Genomic DNA, 21,764 nt, shown 5'->3' on the forward strand with positions numbered 1-21,764 from the left:
GACTACCTCCAACGCGGTGGAGTAGCGCTCCGCCAAACCGTCTGGTATCTCAAGCTGGACGCGGCTAGTGGAAACTTGCGGATTCATAGTTTTCGCTACTTTCCTTTAGGAAAAACGGGAAAAAAAAGACGATTGGCCCATCGCTGAATCCCAGCGCAAAAGGACCACCGACATGAACACCACCACCGCCCCCTTCCACAGCAGCAGCCGCACGGCGATGTCTGTGAACACCGACCCGGTCACTGGCCAGCGGGTGCAGACCATGACCACATCGCAGCTGCATCTGGCGTGGGTGGCGGGGGAGTTGCGCATCGCCTGCAAGGCGAGCCGGGTACAGATGGACGCGGCGCGCGACAAGGCGCGGCCAGGCGCGCGCGGAATGCGTGGCTTGTGAATTGAGATCAAGCATGAGCAACCTCGTGCGCTGCGCTGGCATCCACGGCCAATTCCGGCCAGATGCGGTGCCAGTCATTCGGCCGAAGGTCGCGGCGAGTAACTGCCCCGCCTGTAGCGGTTTCAATCGCCCGGCAGTAGGCGGGGCCAGGTTTGCGCTTGGCGTACCCGTGTTGCCACTGCCGAATCTGCGCATCGCTACGGGCCCCAATTTGCACGCGAAGGTCCGAGACGCTCAGGGCATCTGGCCGTGCCAGGTATTCAGATAGCTTCATAGACCCAGTACTCTATAGCAATTGCTACCTGCAAACAAGTAGCCATTGCTATAGTAGCTTCCGCTACCGTATGAATATGAGCACACAAAACATTCAGGACTGGCGGGTCAGCAGGCTTCAGGCAATGGTCGAGCGCGAAGGAGGCAAAGCCAGCACCGGCCGCAGGCTCGGCTATCGCGATGGAGCTTTTGTCGGCCAGATGCTGCGCGGGGAACGTCCCGTCACGGAAAAAACCATCCTGGCTGTGCACGCGCTGCCCGGGTACGCCGGCTGGTTTGATCAGAGCGCAGCCGCCACCCAGCCAGTTTCAGCGTTGACCCCCTCCCCGGCGCCTGGTGTGCCTGCGGTTCACGTCCCTCTTCTTGCCAACTCTGGCAGCATGGGCCCGGGAACAGAGATCCAGCATGACGATGTGCTGGTGGGGCATATTGCGCTGTCAGAGCAATGGGTGGCGCGTCGGCTACAGCCGACGAATGTTGCGGCGCTGCGCTTCATCCACGCCTACGGCGACAGCATGAGCCCGACTTTTGAGGACGGCGACATCCTGCTGGTGGATACCGGGATCAAAGATCCGAAGGTGATCGACGGCGTGTATGTCATGGCGGCCAATGACCGCCTCTATATCAAGCGTGTGCGCCAGCGCATGGACAAGGCTCTCGAAATCAGCAGCGACAACCCGACGGTGAAGACGGTGGATGTGCTCAACGGCGACCATGTCATCGACATCCTTGGTCGTGTAATTTGGGCCTGGAATGGGCGGAAACTGTAGCAATTGATCCGCCTTGCATCATTACTGACCAACGGGTCATAAAAATATCTGGCGTGGATAGCAATTGCTATTGCACGCACAAGTAGCAATTGCTACATTTCATTCCATCGCCCGCCCCGGGCTCTGGAGTGAAAAATGTCGAAGCACGTTTCCTGCGCTGATACCGCCAAGCTGATCCGCCAAGCCCTGAAGGAGGCCTTCAAGGGGGTGAAATTCACGGTGCGCTCCAGCACCTACAGCGGCGGCGCCTCCATCAACATCGGCTGGACCGATGGCCCCAACACAGCCCAGGTTGAGGCCGTGGCAAAGCGCTTCAGCGGTGCCTACTTCGATGGCCAGCAGGACTACAAGGGCTGCACCTTCGCCCTGCTGGACGGCCAAGTCGTGCGCTTCGGTGCCGACTTCGTGTTCTGCACCCGCACCCACTCCGCCGGCCTGATCGGCAAGGCCTGCGCCAGCGTGGCCCGCCGCTTCGGCATGGCCTTTGTGCCCACGGCCGCTGACTTCAAGGCCGGTCGTCTGCACGAAATCTACGCCTCGGAATCGGCCTGGGGCCGTACCGTAGGTCAACTGGTGCGCGAAGACCTCGCCAAGCGCAGCGACCGCCTGAGCGTGGGCCACTCCAAGACCGCAGCCCGGGTGATCTACCTGGGCAACGATGGCCACAGTGAAGTCGCCGCCTTGGCCGGGGAGGCAGTCGCGTGAGCGCCCTCCCCGCGATCATCGGCGCAAACAAAGCACGGACAGCCAGCACTGACGCTGCTCTGCTGGTCAAAGCCGCCATGAACGCCCAGGGCGCGCTCCAGTGGGCCATGGCCGCCAACCTGTACGACCAGGCCGCAGCGGCCCTGCCCGCAGATCCCCACACCGGCAAGGAAACCATGCAGGCCCAGGCCCACCGCCGCAGCGCCCGCAACTGCCAGGCCCTGGTGGGCACCACTGCCCCACCGCGTGCCATCAAGGACGCCCCGGACTACGGCCACATGACCCGCCAAGCCATCGCCCAGCACGACGAGGAATGGCGCGGGCACGGACTTTAAAACCGGTCGCGCCGTTTACCCCCTTTTTCTGCACCAACAGTCCGCGAGACCATTCGCAATCGAAAGGATGCACATGAAACAGATCGCCCTTTTCTTCCGCTTGGCCAACATGCGCCGCAATGCTGGCGCTGGCCCGCTTGAGTCAGCCACCTGGGCGGCCGGCTTGCTCTGGCGCAGCAGATCGCGCGCTTTTTCTGGCTGAGACATGGGGATATCGGTCGTTTTCGTGCCGATATCGACCACCCGCATCAATCAATTCACCCACAAACTTGAATCATGAACCTCGCACTCACCGGCTCCGAGACCGCTGACCAGCTCATCAAGCAGCTGGTGTACCTGCGCGGCATAGCGCGCCGCATCGTCATGGCATTGACCGAATCCAGGGTGGAGATCAAGGAAAGCAAGCGCCTGCTGGAACGCCTAGGCCCAGGCACTCCGGAGGGAGCTAGAGCGGCCACCATCGTTGCAAATCTTGGAGAGGTTGAGTTGCAAGCGCGGACGATGGAAATCGAGATCGGCAACTACCTGATGCCCCTGTGTGACGCACTCGACCGCACCGCAACGCGCGAGCAGATCTTCGAAGCACTCAACATCAACACGGCCGACCGGAACACGGAGAAGGTTCGCGAGCATGCCGCTCCGGCACTGGACCATTTCAAGACGACTGGTAAGTACCCCCAGGCGCATATCGTCCGCGTTTCTCGCCAGGGAGGTGCGTGGACTTCCGACCCTGCGCTTCTTGATACGCTGGTGGGCCGCGTGCACCTGGCGGGAAGCTCTGTCGGCTTGACCAACGATGACGACGGGTTTTTCAGCATTCAGGACGAAACCGGGCGCCAGCTGCTGCTGACCCTTGACCAAGTCGCCGGGCATCCAGCACTTGATCGCATGTCCGCTGACGACCGCGCATCCATGGATGCATGGAGCGCTCACCTCGCGGAGCGCAAGGCTCTGCGCGTCGCCGCAAAGGATGGTCAGCCATGAGCACCGTCGTTCTTGAACGCCGTACACGGCCACGCCCCGCGCCGCCTGCTGCCCGCGGCATTCCTGCTCACGCCGTTGAGCGGGTCACCGCACCAGCCGACCTGGGCCACTTCTTCGGCCTGCAGATGATCCAGACGCATGTAGCGCTATGCCACCCTGAGATCGAGGCAGGCGACTGTATCGAGGTCGATTTTGACCGCCGCGAGATTCGCCATGACGGCCTTTACATGATCACCATCCGCCATGACGACGGTGCGGAGTGGCACGGCGCCCGGCGCTTTCAATTCCGCCCTGCAGCCGCTGGTTGCGAGCTGTGGGGATTCGACATCGGCGCAGAGAACTGGGCACCAATGACCCCGGGCATGCAATCGCGCCTCACTGTGCACGGGGAGGTCCGCGAGGTCTACAAACCAGCGAGCAAGCTGCGGAGGTCTGCAGCATGACCTCTCCATTCAAGAACTTCATCGGCGTAGTGCTTGGGACCAAGCCTGTCCCCCCGCTGCGGGAAGCACCAGGACCGGCTGAGATCAGGCTGGCGAAAATCCCCGATGTGGTGGACACCGCCGCCTGGTACGAAGCTCACGCCCAGCTCTGCTACGACCTGCAAGTTGCGGTCATGCGTGCCGCGCGCGACGCGAACGCCGAAGCTGAGGTCGGGAAAGCGCACTCCGCTCTTCTCTCCCATGCAGCGATCATCAATGGCGGCTCTGGGCCTGTGCTGCTCGCCAAGAACGAGGAGTACCGTATCCCATTTGAGCGCCTGGCGGTAGCTCGGGCGAAGATCAAAGTGCTGGAAGCTGAAAACGCGCGGCTTCGCGCAGCAGGGGGTGCTGGGTCATGACCATGGATGTGACAACTCAGCCATTCATCCAATCCGCGCGCTTTGTGACCATCAGGCTGTGCGCGGCGATGACAGGGCTTTCACCCGCAGCCATTGAGAAGCGCATTGAGCGCGGAATCTGGCTGGAAAACAAAGAGTGGCGCCGGGGGCGCGATGGCCGAATTTGGATCGACACCAAGGGGATTGAGGCATGGGTTTTAGAGACGGAGTAGAGGTCCGAGAGCGAAGCATCCGGCTGTTCTTCGTGCACGATGGAAAGAGGTGCCGAGAGACGCTGACGGTGGCAGGCAAGCCGCTTTTGCCCAGCTCTGCCAATGTCAAACACGCCCATCGCGTGGCTGCCGAGATCAGGGACAAGATCCGGCTGGGCACGTTCGTTCTCTCCGACTACTTCCCGGACAGTCCACGGGCGGTCAATGCGCAGCCGCCAACCGAAGAAAGAACCTTCGGAAAATGGTGTGAGCTGTGGCTGGAGACCAAGGGCCGCTTGGCCAAGCGAACCCTCAGCCAATACACAAACGCCTTGGCTATCTGGAAGAGCCTGTTGGGCGCCGACTCGACCATGGCGAAGCTCACACACGCCACGGTAGCGGCCAAGGTGGGCAGCTACCCATGGAAGTCGTCGAAGTTGTTGAACAACTACCTGATCCCGTTGCGCGGGGTGTTTGCACTGGCCGGACGAGAGCTGAAGACCGAGAACCCCATGGAGGGAATCGAGAACAGCAAGCACCAGGCGGCCGCACCCGACCCGCTTTCGACGGCCGAGATGGAGCGCATCCTCGCCGACCTGCGCGAGCGCTACGACCCGCGCGTGCACGCCTACTTCGAGTTCGCATTCCTCACGGGCATGCGCCCGGAAGAGCTGATCGCGCTGCGCTGGGGCGACGTGGACTGGAACCATGGGACCGTGCGGGTGGAGCGCGCGCGCACCGCTGGCGAAGTGAAGGAGTTGAAGACTTACAACGCCAGGGACGTGGACCTGGTGGCCCGGGCCATCGCGGTGCTGCAGGCAATGAAGCCTTGGACATTCATGGGCGGGGTGGATGCGGTGATCTTCCAGAATCCGGTGACCAACCGCCCTTGGCACGACGAGCGCAGCCAGCGGGATCACTACTGGACACCCAGCCTGCGCCGCCTGGGCATCCGGCGCCGCCGGGCTTACCAGACCAGACACACCTACGCGGCGAACGCACTGGCGGCCGGGGTGAATCCGGCCTACATCGCCCGGCAGATGGGGCACAAGAATGCCAAGATGCTCTTCAGCGTCTACGCCAAATGGATCGATGGCGCAGACCGTGGGAGGGAAAAGGCGAAGCTGGAAGCGGCGCTCAGAAACGAAAAAGCCGCCAAAGAAAAGGCGGCTTAATCAAAGTAGGAACCTGTGAAGTTCCCTGCAAGTTCCCCGAAATCCTGAAGGCTGGTTTCCTTCAGAGGAGAAACTTGGTAGGCGCGATTGGACTCGAACCAACGACCCCCACCATGTCAAGGTGGTGCTCTAACCAGCTGAGCTACGCGCCTGTCGTTATCAAGACCACGATTATAGCCATAAAAATCGCCCCCTCGGGCACGGCACGCTACAAATCACACAACGCGCGGGAAGCGGGCTCACAGGCAAGGCCCGCGCGCGCCTCGCCTCAGCGGCGGCGGGCAGAACGAACGCCCTGCACCCCAGCCACGATGCCGAGCACCTTGTTCAGGCGGCCTGAGTCGGACACTTCTACCGTGAAGGTCATCCACGCCGTGCCTTTGACGGACTGCGTCTGCACACCGATCACATTGGTTTTTTCACGGGCGAACACTTCCGAGATGTCGCGCAGCAGGCCCTGGCGGTCGGCGGCCTCCACCGCAACGTCCACCGGGTACACCGCTGTGGATGCCGATGGCTTGGGCACGCCCCACTCCACCTCGATCACACGCTCGGCATTGCGTGCCGCCATCTCGCGGAAGTTGCTGCAGTCGGCACGGTGTACGCTCACCCCTTTGCCGCGCGTGACAAAGCCACGGATGGTGTCCGGCGGCGCGGGCTTGCAGCACTTGGCCAGCTGAGTCATCAGCGAGTCGATGCCCACCACCAGCACACCGCCCTTGGGGGCCGCGTCGTTGGTGCGTGTTTTCTTGAGCAGCAGATAGTCGTCAGGCTGCAGCACGGGCTCAGGCGGGCGCAGCACCGTTTCGATGTTGCGCAGCGAAAACTCGTCCTTGCCCACCACCTCAAACAGCGCGTCGGCCGACTTGAAGCCAAGTTGCACCGCCAGATCGTCGAGCTTGATGGCGGTCTTGCCCTCGCGCTGCAGCAGCTTCTCCACGGCCTCGCGACCCCGGGCCACTGTCTCGTGCGTGGCCTGTGCGTTGAACCAGGCACGCACCTTGGCCTTGGCGCGGTTGCTGGTGAGATAGCCCAGCTCGGCATTGAGCCAGTCGCGCGAGGGGCGCCCTTCCTTGACGGTGGAGATTTCGACCGTCTGCCCGTTTTGCAACGGGGTATTGAGCGGCACCATCACACCATCGACCTTGGCGCCCCGGCAGCGGTGGCCCAGGCTGGTGTGGACCGAGTAGGCAAAGTCCACCGGGGTGGCGCCCTGGGGCAGCTCCACCACGGCGGCATCGGGGGTCAACACGTAGATGCGGTCCTCGAACAAGCCCCGGTTGGGCAACGCGCCCGCAAGGTCCCGCTCCCACGCCAGCAGCTGGCGCAGCACGGCGATCTTGGCGTCGTACTCGCCCGTCGCAGAGACGCCCGCATAACCCTTGGCACCCGCCTCCTTGTACGCCCAGTGCGCTGCCACGCCATGCTCGGCGTGTTCGTGCATGGCCTGGGTGCGGATCTGGATCTCGATGGGCTTGCCGTTGTCGTCCCGCACGATGGTGTGCAGCGACTGGTAGCCGTTGGGCTTGGGCTTGGCGATGTAGTCGTCAAACTCCTCCACGATGGGCTTGAACTGCTCATGCACCCAGCTCAGGGCGGCGTAGCAGTCCTTCACCGTGGGCACCACCACACGCAGCGCGCGGATGTCGAACACCTGGTCGAAGTTGAGCGACTTGCCACGCATCTTCTTGACGATGCTGTAGATGTGCTTGGGGCGGCCCGCCACGGTGGCGCTGATGCTGCGCGCACGCAGGTCGGATTCGAGCCGCGCGCGCAGCTGCTCCATGTAGACCTCGCGCTCGCCCCGCTTTTCGTCGAGCAGGCGGGCCACTTCCTTGTAGGTGTCGGGCTCCAGGAAGCGGAAGGACAGGTCCTCCAGCTCCCACTTCACCTGCCAGATACCCAGGCGGTTCGCCAGCGGCGCAAACACCTGCAGCGACTCGCGCGCCAGGCTGGGCGACACGGGGCGCTTGCTGGCGGCATGAAAACGCAGCGTCTGCAAGCGCGAGGCCAACCGCAGCATCACCACACGCAGGTCGCGCGAGAAAGCCAGCAGCATCTTGCGCACGTTCTCCGTCTGCACGGCCGGGTCGTCCAGCGGCGCAGCCGCACGGGCCTGCTGCTGCACGCGCATCAGCTTGGTGGTCTCCACCGCCAGCGCCGCAAAATTGGCGCCAAAGGCCTTGGCAATCACCTCTTCGGGTTTGTTCAGATGGACGCAGGCATGCACCAGATAGCTGGCGGCCTGCATGGCCTCGGAGCCGCCAATGCCCTTGAGTATGGCGGCCACGGCATCGGCGTGGGCCAGCGTGTTCTCACCGGAGTCGAGCGTTTCGCCCGCCATCAAGGGCTCGGCAAACGCGCGCGCCCGGGCCAGCGCGTTCACCTGCTCGGGCAGGGTGTGCGCCGTGGCGGCGATGAGCTGGGGGACAGCGTCGGCCTGGGGGATAAGAGATGCTGGTGCAGGGGGGTTGGTTTTCATCCGGCCACAGTGCCTTCTGCTGCCAGCAAGAAATCAGTGACTGCACCCACTTGGTCAGGCGCCACCAGCGTGGGTGCGTGGCCCACACCCTCAAACTCCACCACGCGGGCACGGGGACCGCGCTGCTGCATGGCCAGCGCTGTCTCACGCGAGAGCAAATCAGACTGCGCACCACGGAGCAACAGTGTCTGGGCCGTGATGTGGTCATACAGCTGCCACAGTGCCGCCTCGCCCGCTGCCGCAGCCTCCTGCGTGAGCGTCCTGAAAGGCACGGCAATCGCCGGGTCATAGTGCAGCGCAAGGCCGCCTCCAGCGGGCTGCGGCAGCTCACGCACCATGGCACGCGACAGCTCCAGCCACTGGGCGGGCGTGTGGGGGCCAAAGCTGGTGGAGATGGCCCACATCGCTTCGGCCGCCTGCTGCAGCGAAGCAAACCGGGCGGGCTGCCCCAGGTACTGGCCGATGCGCTGCAGCGCCTGCCACTGAATGACGGGCCCCACATCGTTCAGCACCAGCCGACGCACAGGCACCGGCAAGGGAAGGCCCGGCTGGCCGGTGATGCCCATGCCGATGAGCCCGCCCATGCTCGTGCCCACCCAGTCCAGCGTGGTGATGGGGGCTTGCTGGTGCAATTGCGCCACCATTGACAGCATGTCGGCCGCGTATTGCGGAATCTGGTAGCCCATGGGGTCGGCCAGCCAGTCGCTGCGGCCACGGCCCACCACGTCGGGGCAGACCACCCGTGCATGCTGACTCAGCACGCGTGCCAGGGTATCAAAATCCCGCCCCTGGCGCGACAGGCCGTGAACGCAGACGATGACATGCGGGTGCGCAGCATCGCCCGTGGCATTCCACTCCCAGTACGCCATGCGGTGCTGCTGTGCCGACGCGGGCGCACGGTCTGGGGTCTCCGGCGAGGCCGCAGGGCCTGGGCACAGTACGTAGTTCAGCGTAGGTTCAATCATGGGTGCGAAATCCGGGGGCAGCGCTCGATAATGCCGTGGTCGTTGGCACCCATAGGTTGCCCTTGAGTGCCGACTTTTTCTTGCGTTGCATCGTAATTCATTCGGAGAGACTCCCATGCTGAAAGGCAAAACTGCCCTCGTCACCGGCTCCACCAGCGGCATTGGTCTTGGCATCGCCAAGGCCCTGGCGCGCCAGGGCGCCAATATCGTGCTCAACGGCTTTGGCGATGTGGATGGCCCCCGCGCCGAGGTGCTGGCTGCCGGCGAGGCCGCCGGTGCCCAGGTGGCTTACCACGGCGCCGACATGAGCCGCGTGGCCGACATCGAAGACATGATGAAGTACAGCGCCAGCCAGTTCGGCCGCGTGGACATTCTGGTCAACAACGCGGGCATCCAGCATGTGGCCAATGTGGAGAACTTCCCCGTCGAACGCTGGGACTCCATCATCGCCATCAACCTGACCAGCGCCTTCCACACCTCGCGCCTGGCCCTGCCTGCGATGAAGAGCGCCAACTGGGGCCGCATCATCAATGTGGCGTCGGTGCACGGTCTGGTGGGATCAGCGCAGAAGTCTGCCTATGTGGCCGCCAAGCACGGCATCGTGGGCCTGACCAAGGTCACCGCGCTGGAGAACGCCACCACCGGCGTGACCTGCAACGCCATCTGCCCCGGCTGGGTGCTGACGCCGCTGGTTCAAAAGCAGGTGGACGCAAAGGCCGCCGAACACGGCATCTCCAACGAAGAAGCCAAGAAGCTGCTGCTGGGCGAAAAGGAGCCCTCCATGCAGTTCACCACGCCCGAAGAGCTGGGCGAGCTGGCCGTGTTCTTCTGCTCCCCCGCAGCCAACAACGTGCGTGGCGTGGCGTGGAACATGGATGGCGGCTGGGCTGCGCAGTAAGCCGGCGCTGAGCAATCGCTCTGCTTTTGATAGCTGCCAGCGCTTATTGCACTAGCGCTTGCAGCCATTTTTACTTCAAACAGGGCACACCCAGTGACTCAGGGGGCTCAGAGGTCTCAGCGCATCTGCACCGAGCCCGACACGTTCACAGTGACCTGGGCCTTGCCCGCCTCCACCGGCACGGCAGAGTCCGAGAACGACGCCGCCTTGGCCTCGGCGGCCATCATGCGGGGCCGGGGGCCGGGCGACATTTCATTGCTGTTCACCGCCACTTCGCGCAAGCTGTAGTTGGCAAATCCAAAGCCTTTGGCCAGCTCGGCCGCACGGGCCTTGAACTGCTCGATGGCCTGGGTCTGGGCCTCGGACTCCACCTTGGCGCGGGCCTCGCGCGACAGGCCAAATGCCACCTGGCTGATGGACAGAGTCTGGATCTTGCCAGCGGTGGCCGTGATGCGCGCAAAGTCGCGGCCCTCGAGCACCAGCTCGGCCCGGCCCTGCCAGCCGTTGATCTTGCCGTCCTTGCCGTAGCGCGGGTACAGCCCGAACGGACCGGTGCGCACGTCCAGCTGTCCGGGCTGCGCATTGCGCTTGGCCTCAGTCAGTGCAGCATCCAGCGCCTGCTTGAGTTGGGTTTGCACGGTAGCGGCATCGGCGGCCTCTTTGCTGGTGGCAAGGTTGAGCACCAGCAGGTCTTGCTGCACCTCCACCGTGCCCGTGGCCGACAGCTGCACCACATTGCGCAGCTCAGGGGCCGATGTATTTTGGGCAAAAGCGGCGCTTGCGCAGGCGATCAATGCACTGGCAGCTATCAATTTGGTAGTGTTTTTCATCATCACACGGTCCTTTTCATTGGTGCACGCCCCGGTTGCCAGGCGTGCGGGGCACCACCTTAACCGCAGTGCGCTACGCCCTTGACAAAGCCATGTCGCACGAGGTGCGAAGCTGGGCAAAACTTGTAACAGTTGGTCAAACCCGGCCTCCAAACCCGAACTTCGGCGTTCCAACTGGTCAGAATTGGCTCTGTTACAAATTGGACTTGAGATCAACATGGCCACAACACCCAATCGCACCGACAAAGTTCTGGTAGTGGACGACGACGCCCGCATCCGCGACCTGCTGCGCCGCTACCTCACCCAAGAGGGTTTTGAAGTCATGGTTGCCGAAGACGGCAAGGCCCTCAACCGCCTGCTGCTGCGCGAGACGGTGGACATCATCGTGCTGGACCTGATGATGCCCGGCGAAGACGGTTTGTCGATCTGCCGCCGCCTGCGCGCCGCCAACGACCGCACTCCCATCATCATGCTCACTGCCAAGGGCGAGGACGTGGACCGCATCGTGGGCCTGGAAGTGGGCGCCGACGATTACCTGGGCAAGCCCTTCAACCCCCGCGAGCTGCTGGCCCGTATCCATGCCGTGCTGCGCCGCCGCCCTGCTCAGGAAGCACCGGGCGCCCCTTCTGGCGACAACGAGGTGGTCACCTTTGGCCCTTTCACCTTCGACCTGGGAACGCGCGCACTGCAGCGCAACGGCGAAGAGCTGCCCCTGACTACCGGCGAATTCGCCATGCTCAAGGCCCTGGTGCGCCACCCGCGCCAGCCCCTGTCGCGCGAAAAGCTGGCACTGCTGGCCCGCGGCCGCGAGTTCGAGCCCTTTGACCGCAGCCTGGACGTGCAGGTGTCGCGCCTGCGCAAGCTGGTGGAAGTGGACGCCGCCGCGCCCCGCTACATCCAGACCGTGTGGGGCGTGGGCTACGTGTTTGTGCCGGACGGAACGAGCTGATAGTTCATGGCCAATACTGAGGGCAAGCCAAGACCTTCGTCCCGCAAGTCTGCCACCGCCCCCTCCGACGCAACCAGCCCCGCCCCGCTGGAGGCCATTCGGCGGGCGCGGGAACAACGTACGCGCGTGGGTCTGAATCTTTTCTGGCGCACGTTCTTTCTGCTGGCGCTGCTGCTGGTAGGCAGCATCCTGGCGTGGCTGCAGACCCTGCGCGCGCTGGAGTTTGAACCGCGCACGCTGCAGACGGCGCAGCAGATTGCGTCGCTCGTCAACCTGAGCCGCGCGGCGCTGGTGCACTCGGACGCCATCGCGCGGGTGTCGCTGATCAAGACCATGGCCGACCAGGAGGGTGTGCGCATCCTGCCGCGCGAGCCCAAGGACAAGTACGCGCTGCTCGACCCAACCGCTCTGGGCAACCGCCTGACGGACGAGCTGACCATGCGCCTGGGCCCCGACACCATCGTGGCGCAGAGCGTGAACGGGGAAAATGGCCTGTGGGTCGGCTTTAACATCAATGGCGATCCCAACTGGCTGCTGATGGACCGTTCGCGCTTCAGCCCTGCGGGTGGACGCACCTGGCTGATCTGGCTGATCACGGCGGCAGCGCTGTCGCTGGCCGGTGCCGCTGCGATTGCGCGGCTCATCAACCGCCCGCTCAAGCAGCTGTCGTATGCGGCCAATCGCGTCAAGGACGGTGACTTTGCCGCCAGTCACCTGGACGAAGAAGTGGTGACCAGCGAAATCCGCGAGGTGAATATCGGCTTCAACCGCATGGCGCAAAAACTCGCCAAGCTGGAGCAGGACCGCGCAGTGATGCTCGCGGGCATCTCGCACGACCTGCGCACGCCGCTGGCGCGCCTGCGGCTGGAAACCGAGATGAGCGTGACCGACGAAGTGGCCCGCGAGCACATGGTGGCGGACATCGTGCAGCTCGATGCCACTATCGACAAGTTCCTGGACTACGCCCGGCCCGACCATGTGACGCTCACGCCCGTCAACCTGCATGCGGTGGTGTCGTCGTGCGTGTATGCGGTGCAGGACCACCGCGAGCTGCAGATCACGATGTCCGTGCCTGAAGACCTGAATGTGCTGGCCGACGAGGTGGAACTGGCCCGGGTGATCTCCAACCTGCTGGAGAATGCCAGGCGCTACGGCAAGAACGAAGACACGGGCATCACCAACGTGGACATCGCTGCCAAAAGCCGAGAAAACTGGGTGCTTATCAAGCTGCGAGACCACGGCGCCGGCGTTCCGCCTGAGCAACTGTCCAACCTCACCAAGCCGTTCTTCCGGGGCGACTCAGCGCGCACGGCAGCGGCGGGGGCAGGCCTGGGGCTGTCGATTGTGGACAAGACGGTGCAGCGCATGGGCGGCATCTTTGCGCTGGCAAACTCCAGTACCGGCGGCCTGGTGGCCCACCTGCAACTGCAGCGCGCCACCAGCCTGCCCGAGGGCGTGGACCCCAAGCAGCGCCTGCAGCGACCATCTGTCAAACGCCAGTTACCCCGGCGTCGGGCCGAAGACCGGCTGGGGTCAACAGCCGCCGACTGAAAACAAAGGCCGTACAGAAACAATAAGGGCACCGTTCGGTGCGCTTATTAAGTGGCGTAGATCAAAGCAGCAGCCCGCGCCTCCATGGCCAGGCCCTGCCCCACCGGGCCCAGGCGCTCTGCCGTCTTGGCTTTCACATTGACCTGGCCCTCAGCCACACCCACCGCCCGCGCGATGGCGGCCCGCATGCCGGGGATGTGCGCAGCCAGACGCGGGGCCTGGGCGACGACCGTGCTGTCGATGTTGCCGATCTCAAAGCCAGCGGCACGCACCCGCCGCGCCGCCTCGGCCAGCAGCACGCCCGAGTCCGCGCCCCGGAACGCGGCATCGGTGTCGGGGAAGTGGCTGCCAATGTCTCCCAGGGCCGCCGCGCCCAGCAAGGCATCGGTGATGGCGTGCAGCAGCACGTCGGCGTCCGAGTGGCCCAGCAGGCCCGTGGGATGGGCGATCTCCACCCCGCCGATCACCAGGCGGCGGCCGGGCACCAGCGCATGCACGTCCCAGCCTTCTCCAATCCTGAAATTCATCTGTCTGCCTTTGTGAATGTTTGAGTGCTCAGTCGCCGGGACCGTCGGTCAGGCTCCCTGGCCGTGCAATGCAGGCAGCGTACCGGTGGTGCTGGCAAACCCTGCGCGGTGGGCTAAAAAAGGTTCTTCTTGCCGGGGGCCGCGTTCACCTGCCCCCGCTCGCCGCCATAGCGCTCCAGCGTGGTGCTGTGCGCCCGCTGGGCCAGCACGGCAGCCGCCAGTGCGAAGTCGTCCGGGTAGGTGACCTTGAAATTTTGTGCCCCGCCGGGCACCAGCCGGGGGTGAAAACCCAGGGCCTCCATCGCACTGGCCTCATCGGTCACATTGGAGCCCACCTTGTCGATGGCGTCCATCAGCGGGCCGATGCGGAACATCTGTGGCGTCTGCGCCAGCCACTTGTCGCTGCGGTCCACGGTAGAGGCCACGCGCACGCCGCCCGGGCCGTCGATGGAGGTCTTGAGCGTGTCGGCCAATTTGTGCGCCAGGAGGCCGCCCACACTGTCGCCCGCACACTGGTCGATGAGCGCATCAATCTGCTCGGCGGTCACGAGGCAACGCGCTGCATCATGCACCAGCACCCAGTCGTCGGGCTGCGCGCCGCGCTCCAGCAAGGCCTTGAGGCCGCCTCGCACCGTGTCGGCACGCGTAGGGCCACCGCACTCCACCACAAAAAACGCGGGATGCGCGTGGGCGTCCAAAAAGTGATCCCCCGGCGCCACGGCCACCAGCGTGCCCAGCAAGCGCCCGACTGCAGCAAAGGCGGCCAGTGTGTGCAGCACCATCGGATGGCCTGCCACCAGGTGATATTGCTTGGGCAACGGGGCTGCAGCGGCGGCAGCGCTGGCAGACAACGCCCCCGGGGCTGAGAACGCCGCCACAGTCGATGCCTGGGCCGGTGGCACTTGCGGGGCGCTGCCTGCACCTGCTGGCACGGCCCGCGACCCCACCCCGGCGCAGGGCAGCAAGGCCCAAAACCGCCCTTGGGCCGACAAGGGGGTGAGCGGGGGGTGCAGCAGGGGAGCAGTCATGGAGCGCTCATTCTAAAATCTCCCGTTGCCCTCCGATCCAGCCCGTGCGCGTTTTGCGCCCCTGGGGATGCGGCGGGCCCCGACGACACCGTCCGCATGGAACTGCCCAAACTCTCCCCCGGAAAACGTTTTGCCCTGCCCCGCCCCGTAGGCAGTGCCGACTCCCTGCTGCTGGCACGCCTGGCCGAGCGCGACAAGGCCGCTGGCCACACCACCGCCATCGTCACGTCCGACGCCACCGATGCACAGCGGCTCATCGACGAAATGGCCTTTTTTGCGCCGGGCCTGCGCTGCGCACTGTTCCCCGACTGGGAGACGCTGCCTTACGACACCTTCTCCCCGCACCAGGACCTGATCAGCGAGCGACTGGCCACGCTGTGGCGCATTTCGCAAGGCGAAGCCGATGTCGTGCTGGTGCCGGCCACCACCGCGTTGTACCGGCTCGCGCCGCCCTCCTTCCTCGCGGGCTACACCTTCCACTTCAAGGTCAAGCAAAAGCTCGACGAGGCCAAGTTCAAGGCCCAGCTCACGCTGGCGGGCTACAGCCATGTCTCGCAGGTGGTGAGCCCGGGCGAGTACGCGGTGCGCGGCGGGCTGATCGACCTGTTCCCCATGGGTTCGCTCGTGCCCTTCCGCGTGGACCTGTTCGACGACGAGATCGACAGCATCCGCACCTTCGACCCCGACAGCCAGCGCAGCCTGTACCCCGTGCCCGAGGTGCGCCTCTTGCCCGGCCGCGAGTTCCCGATGGACGACGACGCGCGTGCAAAATTCAGGAGCCGCTGGCGCGAGATGCTGGAGGGCGACCCCACCAAGAGCCGCATCTACAAGGACATGGGCGCGGGCGTGGCCACGGCGGGTATTGAGTACTACCTGCCGCTGTTCTTTGACGAGACGGCCACCGTGTTCGACTACCTGGGCGGCGAGGCCACTGTTGTGCTGCATGGCGACCTGGAACCCGCCTTCCAGCGCTTCTGGCAGGACACCAAGGACCGCTTTCGCCTGGTGCAGGGCGACCCGGAGCGCCCCGTGCTGCCGCCCGAGGCGCTGTTCCTCTCGGCCGACCAGTTCTACACGCGTGCCAAGGAGCATGCGCAGCTGTCCATCCGCCCCGGTGTGGAGGACGTGAATGACAACCCGCACTTCCAGAAGCTCTCTGACCTGTCGGTGGTGCGTGGTGCCGAGGACCCGCTGGCCCGGCTGCACGCCCACATCCGCAACACGCACCACCGCGTGCTCCTGCTGGCCGAAAGCGATGGGCGACGCGAAAGCCTGCTCGATTTTCTGCGTGCCAGCGGAGTGAACCCGCCAGCCTTCGACTCGCTGGCCGAGTTCCAGACTGCGGACGATGAGAAGGTGGGCATTGCCACCGCTGGGCTGACCACGGGCTTCAGCTGGTTCGAGGACGGCATCGACTTCGTCACCGAGACCGAACTCTTCGCCGCTGGCCCCACCACGCGCCGGCGCAAGAAGCAGGAGCAGGTGAGCGACGTCGAGGCGCTGATCAAGGACCTGGCCGAGCTCAACGTGGGCGACCCCGTGGTACACAGCGCGCATGGCATTGGCCGCTACCGGGGCCTGATCAACATGGACGTGGGCAACAAGAACCCCGACGGCACGCCCGCCATGCAGGAGTTCTTGCACCTCGAATACGCCGACAAGGCCGTGCTCTACGTGCCCGTGAGCCAGCTGCAGCTCATCAGCCGCTACACCGGCGTGAGCGCCGACGAGGCGCCGCTGCACAAGCTGGGCAGCGGCCAGTGGGAAAAGGCCAAACGCAAGGCCGCAGAGCAGGTGCGCGACAGCGCGGCCGAACTGCTCAACATCTACGCCCGCCGCGCGCTGCGCCAAGGCCATGCCTTCCGCTACAGCCCGCAAGACTACGAAACCTTTGCCAACGACTTCGGCTTTGAAGAAACGGCCGACCAGAACGCCGCCATCCACGCGGTGATCCAGGACATGATTTCACCCCGCCCCATGGACCGCCTGGTCTGCGGCGACGTGGGCTTTGGCAAGACCGAGGTGGCCCTGCGCGCGGCCTTTGTGGCAGTGACGGGCGGCAAACAGGTGGCGTTTTTGGCGCCCACCACGCTGCTGGCCGAGCAGCACTACCAGACGCTGGTGGACCGCTTCAGCAAATGGCCGGTGAAGGTCGCCGAGGTCTCTCGCTTCCGCTCGGGCAAGGAGATCACCGCCGCCATCAAGGGCATCGGCGACGGCACGGTGGACATCGTGGTCGGCACGCACAAGCTGCTTTCCGAGTCCACCAAGTTCCACAACCTGGGCCTCTTGATCATCGACGAGGAGCACCGCTTTGGCGTGCGCCACAAGGAGCAGATGAAGGCCCTGCGCGCCGAGGTGGACGTGCTGACGCTGACGGCCACGCCGATCCCGCGCACGCTGGGCATGGCACTCGAAGGCCTGCGCGATCTCTCGGTGATTGCCACCGCGCCGCAGCGGCGCCTGGCCATCAAGACCTTTGTGCGCAACGAAGGCACAGGCGTGATCCGCGAGGCCGTGCTGCGCGAATTGAAGCGCGGCGGGCAGTGCTACTTTTTGCACAACGAGGTGGAGACCATCGAGAACCGCCGCCAGAAGCTCGAAGAGATCCTGCCCGAGGCCCGCATCGCCGTCGCCCACGGCCAGATGCCCGAGCGCGAGCTGGAGCGCGTGATGCGCGACTTCGTGGCCCAGCGCTACAACATCCTGCTGTGCTCGACCATCATCGAGACCGGCATCGACGTGCCCACAGCCAACACCATCATCATGAGCCGCGCCGACAAGTTCGGCCTGGCGCAGCTGCACCAGTTGCGCGGGCGCGTGGGCCGCAGCCACCACCAAGCGTATGCCTACCTCATGGTGCCCGACATTGAAGGGCTGACCAAACATGCGCAGCAGCGGCTGGACGCCATTCAGCAGATGGAGGAACTGGGCAGCGGCTTCTACTTGGCGATGCACGACCTGGAGATTCGCGGCGCGGGCGAGGTGCTGGGCGAGAACCAGAGCGGCAACATGCTGGAGATCGGCTTTCAGCTGTACAACGAGATGCTGAACGAGGCCGTCAAGGCCCTCAAGGCAGGCAAGGAACCCGACCTGCTCTCCCCGCTCTCGGTCACCACCGACATCAACCTGCACGCCCCCGCGCTGCTGCCCGATGACTACTGCGGCGACGTGCACCTGCGCCTGTCGTTCTACAAGAAGCTGGCCACGGCCAAGACGCCCGACCAGATCGACGGCCTGCTCGAAGAGATCGTGGACCGCTTCGGCAAGCTGCCGCCGCAGGCCCAGACCCTCATCGACGTGCACCGCCTGCGCGTGCTGAGCCAGCCCTACGGCGTGGTCAAGGTCGATGCCGCCCCAGGTGTCATTAACATCACCTTCAAACCGCAGCCGCCTATCGATCCGATGCGCATCATCGAGCTGATCCAGAAGAACAAGCACATCAAGCTGGCGGGCAACGAGAAGCTGCGCATCGAGCGCGAGCTGAAGGACCCGAAAGACCGGGCACAGATGGTGCGGGACATTTTGCGCAACCTGGGGCAACCCGTGGTCGCTGCGTAGCCAGATACAAGCCAAAGAGGCCGCAAGCGCTAGTGAATCAAGCGCCAATAGCTATCAAAACAGAAGCAAAACAATGTGGCTGGAGTTCCTAATCGCGCTGGTGGCCCTGACAGCCGCCTTGGCCACGCGACCCTGGCGCCTGCTGGCCAGCGGCAAGCCGCTGGTGCACCAGTCTCATGGCGCGGCGTCCCCGCTGTGGACGCCACTGCTGGCCACGCTGGTGTTTCTGCCATGGCTGTGGGCGCTGCCCACGCTGCACGCCATGCCGCTGCAGCTGCAGTGGTCGGGGGCCAGCCTGGTGGTGCTGATGCTGGGCTGGCCGCTGGCCATCCCCGTGCTCATCGCTGTGGGCGCTATCGCCGGCCTGCTATCTCCCGCCCTGGACTGGGCCGATGCGCTGAGCGCCGCCATCTGGCTGGGTGTGGTGCCCGCCACGCTGGCCCTGGCGCTGGGTGCGCTGCTGCGGCGCTGGGTGGGTACCCAGCCTTTTGTGTACGTGCTGGGCCGGGCGTTTCTGGGCACCGTGGCCTGCGTGTTTGCAGCAGGCGTGCTCTCGCAGTGGACCGGGCACCTGTTGCCCGGTGTGGGCGACGAACTGTCGCTGGTAGCCCGCTGGCTCATGGCCTGGGGAGACGGGTTTGTGACGGGCATGCTCGCCGCGATCTTCGTGGCGTTCAAACCCGAGTGGCTGGCCACCTGGTCAGACCAGCTCTATCTGAAGCGCCCCCCACCTTAGCGCTGCAAGGCATCAGCGCAGCGTTGAAAACGCGCACAGGATGCGTTCAGAGATACGAAACGTATATGTTTCGCATACAATTCGCTGCATGGGTATTGTCAAAATTTCAGACCAAATGCACGAGAACCTGCGCGTTGCCAGCAACGCCCTGTCTCGCTCCATCAATGCTCAAGCAGAGCACTGGATGCGCATCGGCATGCTGGCCGAGCTGCATCCCAACCTCGACCACAGCGACATCTGCCAGCTGCTGATCCGCGCCGAACAGGCCGGGGGCTTCGATCTGGACACGGTAGCGGCTTCCGTGGCCGCCAAGCCCGGCCACAGCGGACGGCGTGTGCAATGAAGTCGTCCCGCGTCACCCTGCGCTCCCCCGCCGAAATCGCCCAGGCGCGTGAAGCCGGCCGCCTGGCCGCCCGCGTGCTGCACATGATCACGCCGCACGTGCAGCCCGGCGTCAGCACCGAGGCACTGGACCGGCTCTGCCACGACTACATCGTGAACGAACTGCAGGTTGTGCCTGCCAACGTGGGCTACCTGGGGTATCCCAAAACGGTGTGCACGTCTGTGAACCACGTGATCTGCCACGGCATTCCGTCGCCCGGCCAGGTGCTCAAGGCCGGAGACATCATCAACATCGACGTGGCCATCATCAAGGATGGCTGGTTTGGCGACACCAGTCGCATGTACTTTGTGGGCGAACCCAGCCCGCTGGCCCGCCGCCTGGTGAACACCACCTACGAGGCCATGTGCGCGGGAATCACCCAGGTGCGCCCCGGTGCCTCGCTGGGCGATGTGGGCCATGCCATACAGACCGTGGCCCACCGCGAGCGGTTCAGCGTGGTGCGCGAATACTGCGGCCACGGCATCGGGCAGGTGTACCACGACGAGCCCCAGGTGCTGCACTACGGCCAGCGCGGCCAGGGCCTGCGGCTGGAGGAAGGCATGGTGTTCACCATCGAGCCCATGATCAACGCCGGCAAGCGCGATACCCAGGAACTGGCCGACGGCTGGACCGTGGTCACCCGCGACCGCTCGCTGTCCGCCCAGTGGGAACACATGGTGGCCGTGACGGCCGACGGGTTCGAGGTGCTCACGCCCTGGCCCGAGGGCACGGGCAGCTACGCGCCGATAACCTGAAAAGGGCTGCGACGCCGGTCCTCTGTCACATCAGGTATTGCACAGGGGGCGATACCATTGCGGGCTCTGACACCTGTATCTGCCCCTCCCTTTCTGCCATGACCCACGCTACCGAATTCGCCCCCGGCCTCGTCATCCAGGGCGTCGTGCCCCCGCTATCCCTGTCGAGCTACAAGCTCATCGCATTTGACATGGACTCCACCCTCATCAACATCGAGTGCGTGGACGAAATCGCCGATGCCGCAGGCCGCAAGGCCGAGGTGGCCGCCATCACCGAGGCAGCCATGCAGGGCGTGATCACCGACTACAAGGAGAGCCTGCGCCAGCGCGTGGCGCTGCTCAAGGGTGTGACGGTGCAGCACATGGAGCAGGTGTTCACCGAGCGCCTGCGCTTCAACCCCGGTGCCAAGGAGCTGATCACCGCCGCCAAGGCTGCGGGCCTCACCACGCTGCTGGTCTCGGGCGGCTTCACCTTTTTTGCCGACCGCGTGAAGGCGGGCCTGGGCATCGACTTTGCGCGCTCCAACATGCTGGAAGTGCAAGACGGCCAACTGACGGGCCGCATGGTGGACCAGGCCTGGGGCGACATCTGCGACGGCTTTGAGAAGCGCCGCACGCTGCTGGAAGTGGCCTCGCTCATGGGCATTTCGCCGCAGCAGGCGATTGCCGTGGGCGACGGCGCCAACGACCTGCCGATGATGGGTGCCGCCGGCCTGTCGGTGGCCTACCACGCCAAGCCCGCCGTGCGTGCACAGGCCAAGGTGGCCATCAACCAGGGAGGGCTCGACCGCTTGCTGGAAGTGCTGCGCTGAGCGGCGTGGCGCCTCAGTACGTACAGGGCGCCACTGGATACTATTAATTTGATAGCTATCCAGGTATGTAGCACTAGCGCATCACGCCGTTTTTATTCAAACCCAGGTGCATCGGGCAATCCGGGCACCAACGAGGCCCTTCGGCGGGCACTGCCGGCCCGCGGGGCGGCCACCGTGGCCAGCAGCGCCACACCCTGGGGTGACGTGGGCGCCACCAGGTCCGCCAGCGTCACGCCATCCAGCACCTCCAGATAGGCCTGCATGGCCTGGCCCAGCACCCCTTTGAGCCGGCAGTGGCTGCTCAGGCGGCACTGGTTGGAGGCGGGGTCAAAACATTCCACCAGGTTGAAGTCCGTCTCGGTGGCACGCACCACCGCGCCAATGTGGATGGACGACGCCGGCATCATCAGCCGCATGCCACCGCCCCGCCCGCGCGTGGTCTCCAGCAGGCCCTGCGCCGACAGCTGCTGAACGATCTTCATCAGGTGGCTGCGCGAGATGCCATAGCCCTCGGCCACCTCCGTGATGGTGACGGGCTGCGCCCGCCCCTCGGTGGCGGCGCAATACATCAGCACGCGCAGCGTGTAGTCGGTCCATTGGGTCAGTCGCATGGGTTTGCC

24 protein-coding genes and 1 tRNA gene are annotated in these 21,764 nt (G+C 64.7%); 17 read left to right on the forward strand and 8 right to left on the reverse strand.

Translation table 11 applies throughout. The annotated features are described in order from the left end of the window. The first annotated feature begins 172 nt into the window (after positions 1-172). Entirely contained in the window at positions 173-394 is a 222-nt protein-coding gene (locus ISS20_RS09985; RefSeq protein ID WP_291436150.1) for a hypothetical protein, read from the forward strand. Between the two features lie 7 nt (positions 395-401). Here ISS20_RS09985 and ISS20_RS09990 read toward each other — a convergent pair whose 3' ends face one another. Beyond that, complete coding sequence (locus tag ISS20_RS09990) at positions 402-668, reverse strand: YdaS family helix-turn-helix protein (protein ID WP_291436152.1); 267 nt, start codon at positions 666-668, stop codon at positions 402-404. A gap of 76 nt (positions 669-744) precedes the next feature. On the opposite strand from ISS20_RS09990, the gene ISS20_RS09995 reads away from it, so the two are divergent. The 8 genes from ISS20_RS09995 (at position 745) to ISS20_RS10030 (ending at position 5,668) form a co-directional block, all read left to right on the forward strand. Next, complete coding sequence (locus ISS20_RS09995) at positions 745-1,437, forward strand: S24 family peptidase (RefSeq protein WP_291436154.1); 693 nt, start codon at positions 745-747, stop codon at positions 1,435-1,437. Positions 1,438-1,572: 135 nt separating this feature from the next. Next, positions 1,573-2,142 (forward strand): LPD29 domain-containing protein, encoded by a 570-nt coding sequence (locus ISS20_RS10000; RefSeq protein WP_291436156.1) that lies wholly within the window; start codon positions 1,573-1,575, stop codon positions 2,140-2,142. Continuing rightward, on the forward strand, positions 2,139-2,477 hold the full coding sequence (locus tag ISS20_RS10005; protein WP_291436158.1) for a hypothetical protein: 339 nt from the start codon (positions 2,139-2,141) through the stop codon (positions 2,475-2,477). The genes ISS20_RS10000 and ISS20_RS10005 overlap by 4 nt, the downstream gene beginning before the upstream one ends. A 276-nt stretch (positions 2,478-2,753) precedes the next feature. After that, the gene (locus tag ISS20_RS10010; RefSeq protein WP_291436160.1) at positions 2,754-3,461 is read left to right on the forward strand and encodes a hypothetical protein; all 708 of its coding nucleotides are present in this window, start codon (positions 2,754-2,756) and stop codon (positions 3,459-3,461) included. Beyond that, positions 3,458-3,904, forward strand: a complete 447-nt coding sequence (locus ISS20_RS10015) for a hypothetical protein (protein ID WP_291436162.1) — start codon at positions 3,458-3,460, stop codon at positions 3,902-3,904. Before ISS20_RS10010 ends, ISS20_RS10015 begins: the two co-directional genes overlap by 4 nt. Beyond that, on the forward strand, positions 3,901-4,302 hold the full coding sequence (locus ISS20_RS10020; protein WP_291436164.1) for a hypothetical protein: 402 nt from the start codon (positions 3,901-3,903) through the stop codon (positions 4,300-4,302). Before ISS20_RS10015 ends, ISS20_RS10020 begins: the two co-directional genes overlap by 4 nt. Further along, the gene (locus ISS20_RS10025; protein WP_291436166.1) at positions 4,299-4,514 is read left to right on the forward strand and encodes an excisionase; all 216 of its coding nucleotides are present in this window, start codon (positions 4,299-4,301) and stop codon (positions 4,512-4,514) included. The genes ISS20_RS10020 and ISS20_RS10025 overlap by 4 nt, the downstream gene beginning before the upstream one ends. After that, a complete protein-coding gene (locus tag ISS20_RS10030; protein WP_291436168.1) occupies positions 4,493-5,668 on the forward strand; it encodes a site-specific integrase in 1,176 nt (391 codons plus the stop codon). Before ISS20_RS10025 ends, ISS20_RS10030 begins: the two co-directional genes overlap by 22 nt. A gap of 75 nt (positions 5,669-5,743) precedes the next feature. Here ISS20_RS10030 and ISS20_RS10035 read toward each other — a convergent pair. The 3 genes from ISS20_RS10035 to ISS20_RS10045 all read right to left on the reverse strand — a co-directional run bounded on the left by ISS20_RS10035 (position 5,744) and on the right by ISS20_RS10045 (position 9,115). Beyond that, positions 5,744-5,820: transfer RNA gene (locus ISS20_RS10035), tRNA-Val, on the reverse strand. Between the two features lie 116 nt (positions 5,821-5,936). Further along, positions 5,937-8,150, reverse strand: a complete 2,214-nt coding sequence (locus ISS20_RS10040) for a bifunctional (p)ppGpp synthetase/guanosine-3',5'-bis(diphosphate) 3'-pyrophosphohydrolase (protein ID WP_291436170.1) — start codon at positions 8,148-8,150, stop codon at positions 5,937-5,939. Next, positions 8,147-9,115 carry an alpha/beta hydrolase gene (locus ISS20_RS10045; RefSeq protein ID WP_291436172.1) on the reverse strand — a complete coding sequence of 323 codons (969 nt, stop codon included), beginning with the start codon at positions 9,113-9,115 and terminating at the stop codon, positions 8,147-8,149. Before ISS20_RS10045 ends, ISS20_RS10040 begins: the two co-directional genes overlap by 4 nt. Positions 9,116-9,230: 115 nt before the next feature. Here ISS20_RS10045 and ISS20_RS10050 point away from each other — a divergent pair, with 115 nt between their 5' ends. Further along, positions 9,231-10,013, forward strand: a complete 783-nt coding sequence (locus ISS20_RS10050; protein ID WP_060986609.1) for a 3-hydroxybutyrate dehydrogenase — start codon at positions 9,231-9,233, stop codon at positions 10,011-10,013. A gap of 116 nt (positions 10,014-10,129) precedes the next feature. Here ISS20_RS10050 and ISS20_RS10055 read toward each other — a convergent pair whose 3' ends face one another. Continuing rightward, positions 10,130-10,843 carry an SIMPL domain-containing protein gene (locus ISS20_RS10055; RefSeq protein ID WP_291436177.1) on the reverse strand — a complete coding sequence of 238 codons (714 nt, stop codon included), beginning with the start codon at positions 10,841-10,843 and terminating at the stop codon, positions 10,130-10,132. 217 nt (positions 10,844-11,060) lie between these two features. Between ISS20_RS10055 and ompR the strand changes: the two genes are divergently transcribed. Together ompR and ISS20_RS10065 are read left to right on the forward strand one after the other, a co-directional pair. Next, entirely contained in the window at positions 11,061-11,792 is a 732-nt protein-coding gene (gene ompR / locus ISS20_RS10060) for a two-component system response regulator OmpR (protein ID WP_015014739.1), read from the forward strand. Between the two features lie 6 nt (positions 11,793-11,798). Beyond that, positions 11,799-13,343 carry a sensor histidine kinase gene (locus ISS20_RS10065; protein ID WP_291436181.1) on the forward strand — a complete coding sequence of 515 codons (1,545 nt, stop codon included), beginning with the start codon at positions 11,799-11,801 and terminating at the stop codon, positions 13,341-13,343. A gap of 47 nt (positions 13,344-13,390) precedes the next feature. Here the strand turns inward: ISS20_RS10065 and ispF are convergent, their stop codons facing one another. Both ispF and ISS20_RS10075 read right to left on the reverse strand, forming a co-directional pair. Further along, complete coding sequence (gene ispF, locus ISS20_RS10070; protein ID WP_291436183.1) at positions 13,391-13,870, reverse strand: 2-C-methyl-D-erythritol 2,4-cyclodiphosphate synthase; 480 nt, start codon at positions 13,868-13,870, stop codon at positions 13,391-13,393. A gap of 113 nt (positions 13,871-13,983) precedes the next feature. After that, positions 13,984-14,898 carry a 2-C-methyl-D-erythritol 4-phosphate cytidylyltransferase gene (locus ISS20_RS10075; protein WP_291436186.1) on the reverse strand — a complete coding sequence of 305 codons (915 nt, stop codon included), beginning with the start codon at positions 14,896-14,898 and terminating at the stop codon, positions 13,984-13,986. 96 nt (positions 14,899-14,994) lie between these two features. Between ISS20_RS10075 and mfd the strand changes: the two genes are divergently transcribed. From mfd to serB, 5 genes are all read left to right on the forward strand, one after another. Next, positions 14,995-18,459, forward strand: a complete 3,465-nt coding sequence (gene mfd / locus ISS20_RS10080; RefSeq protein WP_291436188.1) for a transcription-repair coupling factor — start codon at positions 14,995-14,997, stop codon at positions 18,457-18,459. 73 nt (positions 18,460-18,532) lie between these two features. Continuing rightward, a complete protein-coding gene (locus ISS20_RS10085) occupies positions 18,533-19,195 on the forward strand; it encodes a hypothetical protein (protein WP_291436190.1) in 663 nt (220 codons plus the stop codon). Positions 19,196-19,283: 88 nt separating this feature from the next. Then, positions 19,284-19,538, forward strand: a complete 255-nt coding sequence (locus ISS20_RS10090) for a ParD-like family protein (RefSeq protein WP_015014749.1) — start codon at positions 19,284-19,286, stop codon at positions 19,536-19,538. Then, positions 19,535-20,332 carry a type I methionyl aminopeptidase gene (gene map / locus ISS20_RS10095; RefSeq protein ID WP_291436192.1) on the forward strand — a complete coding sequence of 266 codons (798 nt, stop codon included), beginning with the start codon at positions 19,535-19,537 and terminating at the stop codon, positions 20,330-20,332. Before ISS20_RS10090 ends, map begins: the two co-directional genes overlap by 4 nt. A gap of 98 nt (positions 20,333-20,430) precedes the next feature. Next, positions 20,431-21,144 (forward strand): phosphoserine phosphatase SerB, encoded by a 714-nt coding sequence (gene serB, locus ISS20_RS10100; protein WP_291436194.1) that lies wholly within the window; start codon positions 20,431-20,433, stop codon positions 21,142-21,144. Between the two features lie 92 nt (positions 21,145-21,236). Here serB and ISS20_RS10105 read toward each other — a convergent pair whose 3' ends face one another. Continuing rightward, positions 21,237-21,755, reverse strand: a complete 519-nt coding sequence (locus ISS20_RS10105) for an Rrf2 family transcriptional regulator (protein ID WP_056065122.1) — start codon at positions 21,753-21,755, stop codon at positions 21,237-21,239. Positions 21,756-21,764 lie beyond the last annotated feature (9 nt).

It is taken from the genome of Acidovorax sp. (genome assembly GCF_016783915.1).
Taxonomy (GTDB): domain Bacteria; phylum Pseudomonadota; class Gammaproteobacteria; order Burkholderiales; family Burkholderiaceae_C; genus Acidovorax.

Coding starts and splice junctions, on each gene's coding strand:
- ISS20_RS09985 (WP_291436150.1), top strand. CDS start 173: ATGAACACCACCACCGCCCCCTTCCACAGCAGCAGCCGCACGGCGATG.
- ISS20_RS09990 (WP_291436152.1), bottom strand. CDS start 668: ATGAAGCTATCTGAATACCTGGCACGGCCAGATGCCCTGAGCGTCTCG.
- ISS20_RS09995 (WP_291436154.1), top strand. CDS start 745: ATGAGCACACAAAACATTCAGGACTGGCGGGTCAGCAGGCTTCAGGCA.
- ISS20_RS10000 (WP_291436156.1), top strand. CDS start 1,573: ATGTCGAAGCACGTTTCCTGCGCTGATACCGCCAAGCTGATCCGCCAA.
- ISS20_RS10010 (WP_291436160.1), top strand. CDS start 2,754: ATGAACCTCGCACTCACCGGCTCCGAGACCGCTGACCAGCTCATCAAG.
- ISS20_RS10015 (WP_291436162.1), top strand. CDS start 3,458: ATGAGCACCGTCGTTCTTGAACGCCGTACACGGCCACGCCCCGCGCCG.
- ISS20_RS10020 (WP_291436164.1), top strand. CDS start 3,901: ATGACCTCTCCATTCAAGAACTTCATCGGCGTAGTGCTTGGGACCAAG.
- ISS20_RS10025 (WP_291436166.1), top strand. CDS start 4,299: ATGACCATGGATGTGACAACTCAGCCATTCATCCAATCCGCGCGCTTT.
- ISS20_RS10030 (WP_291436168.1), top strand. CDS start 4,493: ATGGGTTTTAGAGACGGAGTAGAGGTCCGAGAGCGAAGCATCCGGCTG.
- ISS20_RS10040 (WP_291436170.1), bottom strand. CDS start 8,150: ATGAAAACCAACCCCCCTGCACCAGCATCTCTTATCCCCCAGGCCGAC.
- ISS20_RS10045 (WP_291436172.1), bottom strand. CDS start 9,115: ATGATTGAACCTACGCTGAACTACGTACTGTGCCCAGGCCCTGCGGCC.
- ISS20_RS10050 (WP_060986609.1), top strand. CDS start 9,231: ATGCTGAAAGGCAAAACTGCCCTCGTCACCGGCTCCACCAGCGGCATT.
- ISS20_RS10055 (WP_291436177.1), bottom strand. CDS start 10,843: ATGAAAAACACTACCAAATTGATAGCTGCCAGTGCATTGATCGCCTGC.
- ompR (WP_015014739.1), top strand. CDS start 11,061: ATGGCCACAACACCCAATCGCACCGACAAAGTTCTGGTAGTGGACGAC.
- ISS20_RS10065 (WP_291436181.1), top strand. CDS start 11,799: ATGGCCAATACTGAGGGCAAGCCAAGACCTTCGTCCCGCAAGTCTGCC.
- ispF (WP_291436183.1), bottom strand. CDS start 13,870: ATGAATTTCAGGATTGGAGAAGGCTGGGACGTGCATGCGCTGGTGCCC.
- ISS20_RS10075 (WP_291436186.1), bottom strand. CDS start 14,898: ATGACTGCTCCCCTGCTGCACCCCCCGCTCACCCCCTTGTCGGCCCAA.
- mfd (WP_291436188.1), top strand. CDS start 14,995: ATGGAACTGCCCAAACTCTCCCCCGGAAAACGTTTTGCCCTGCCCCGC.
- ISS20_RS10085 (WP_291436190.1), top strand. CDS start 18,533: ATGTGGCTGGAGTTCCTAATCGCGCTGGTGGCCCTGACAGCCGCCTTG.
- ISS20_RS10090 (WP_015014749.1), top strand. CDS start 19,284: ATGGGTATTGTCAAAATTTCAGACCAAATGCACGAGAACCTGCGCGTT.
- map (WP_291436192.1), top strand. CDS start 19,535: ATGAAGTCGTCCCGCGTCACCCTGCGCTCCCCCGCCGAAATCGCCCAG.
- serB (WP_291436194.1), top strand. CDS start 20,431: ATGACCCACGCTACCGAATTCGCCCCCGGCCTCGTCATCCAGGGCGTC.
- ISS20_RS10105 (WP_056065122.1), bottom strand. CDS start 21,755: ATGCGACTGACCCAATGGACCGACTACACGCTGCGCGTGCTGATGTAT.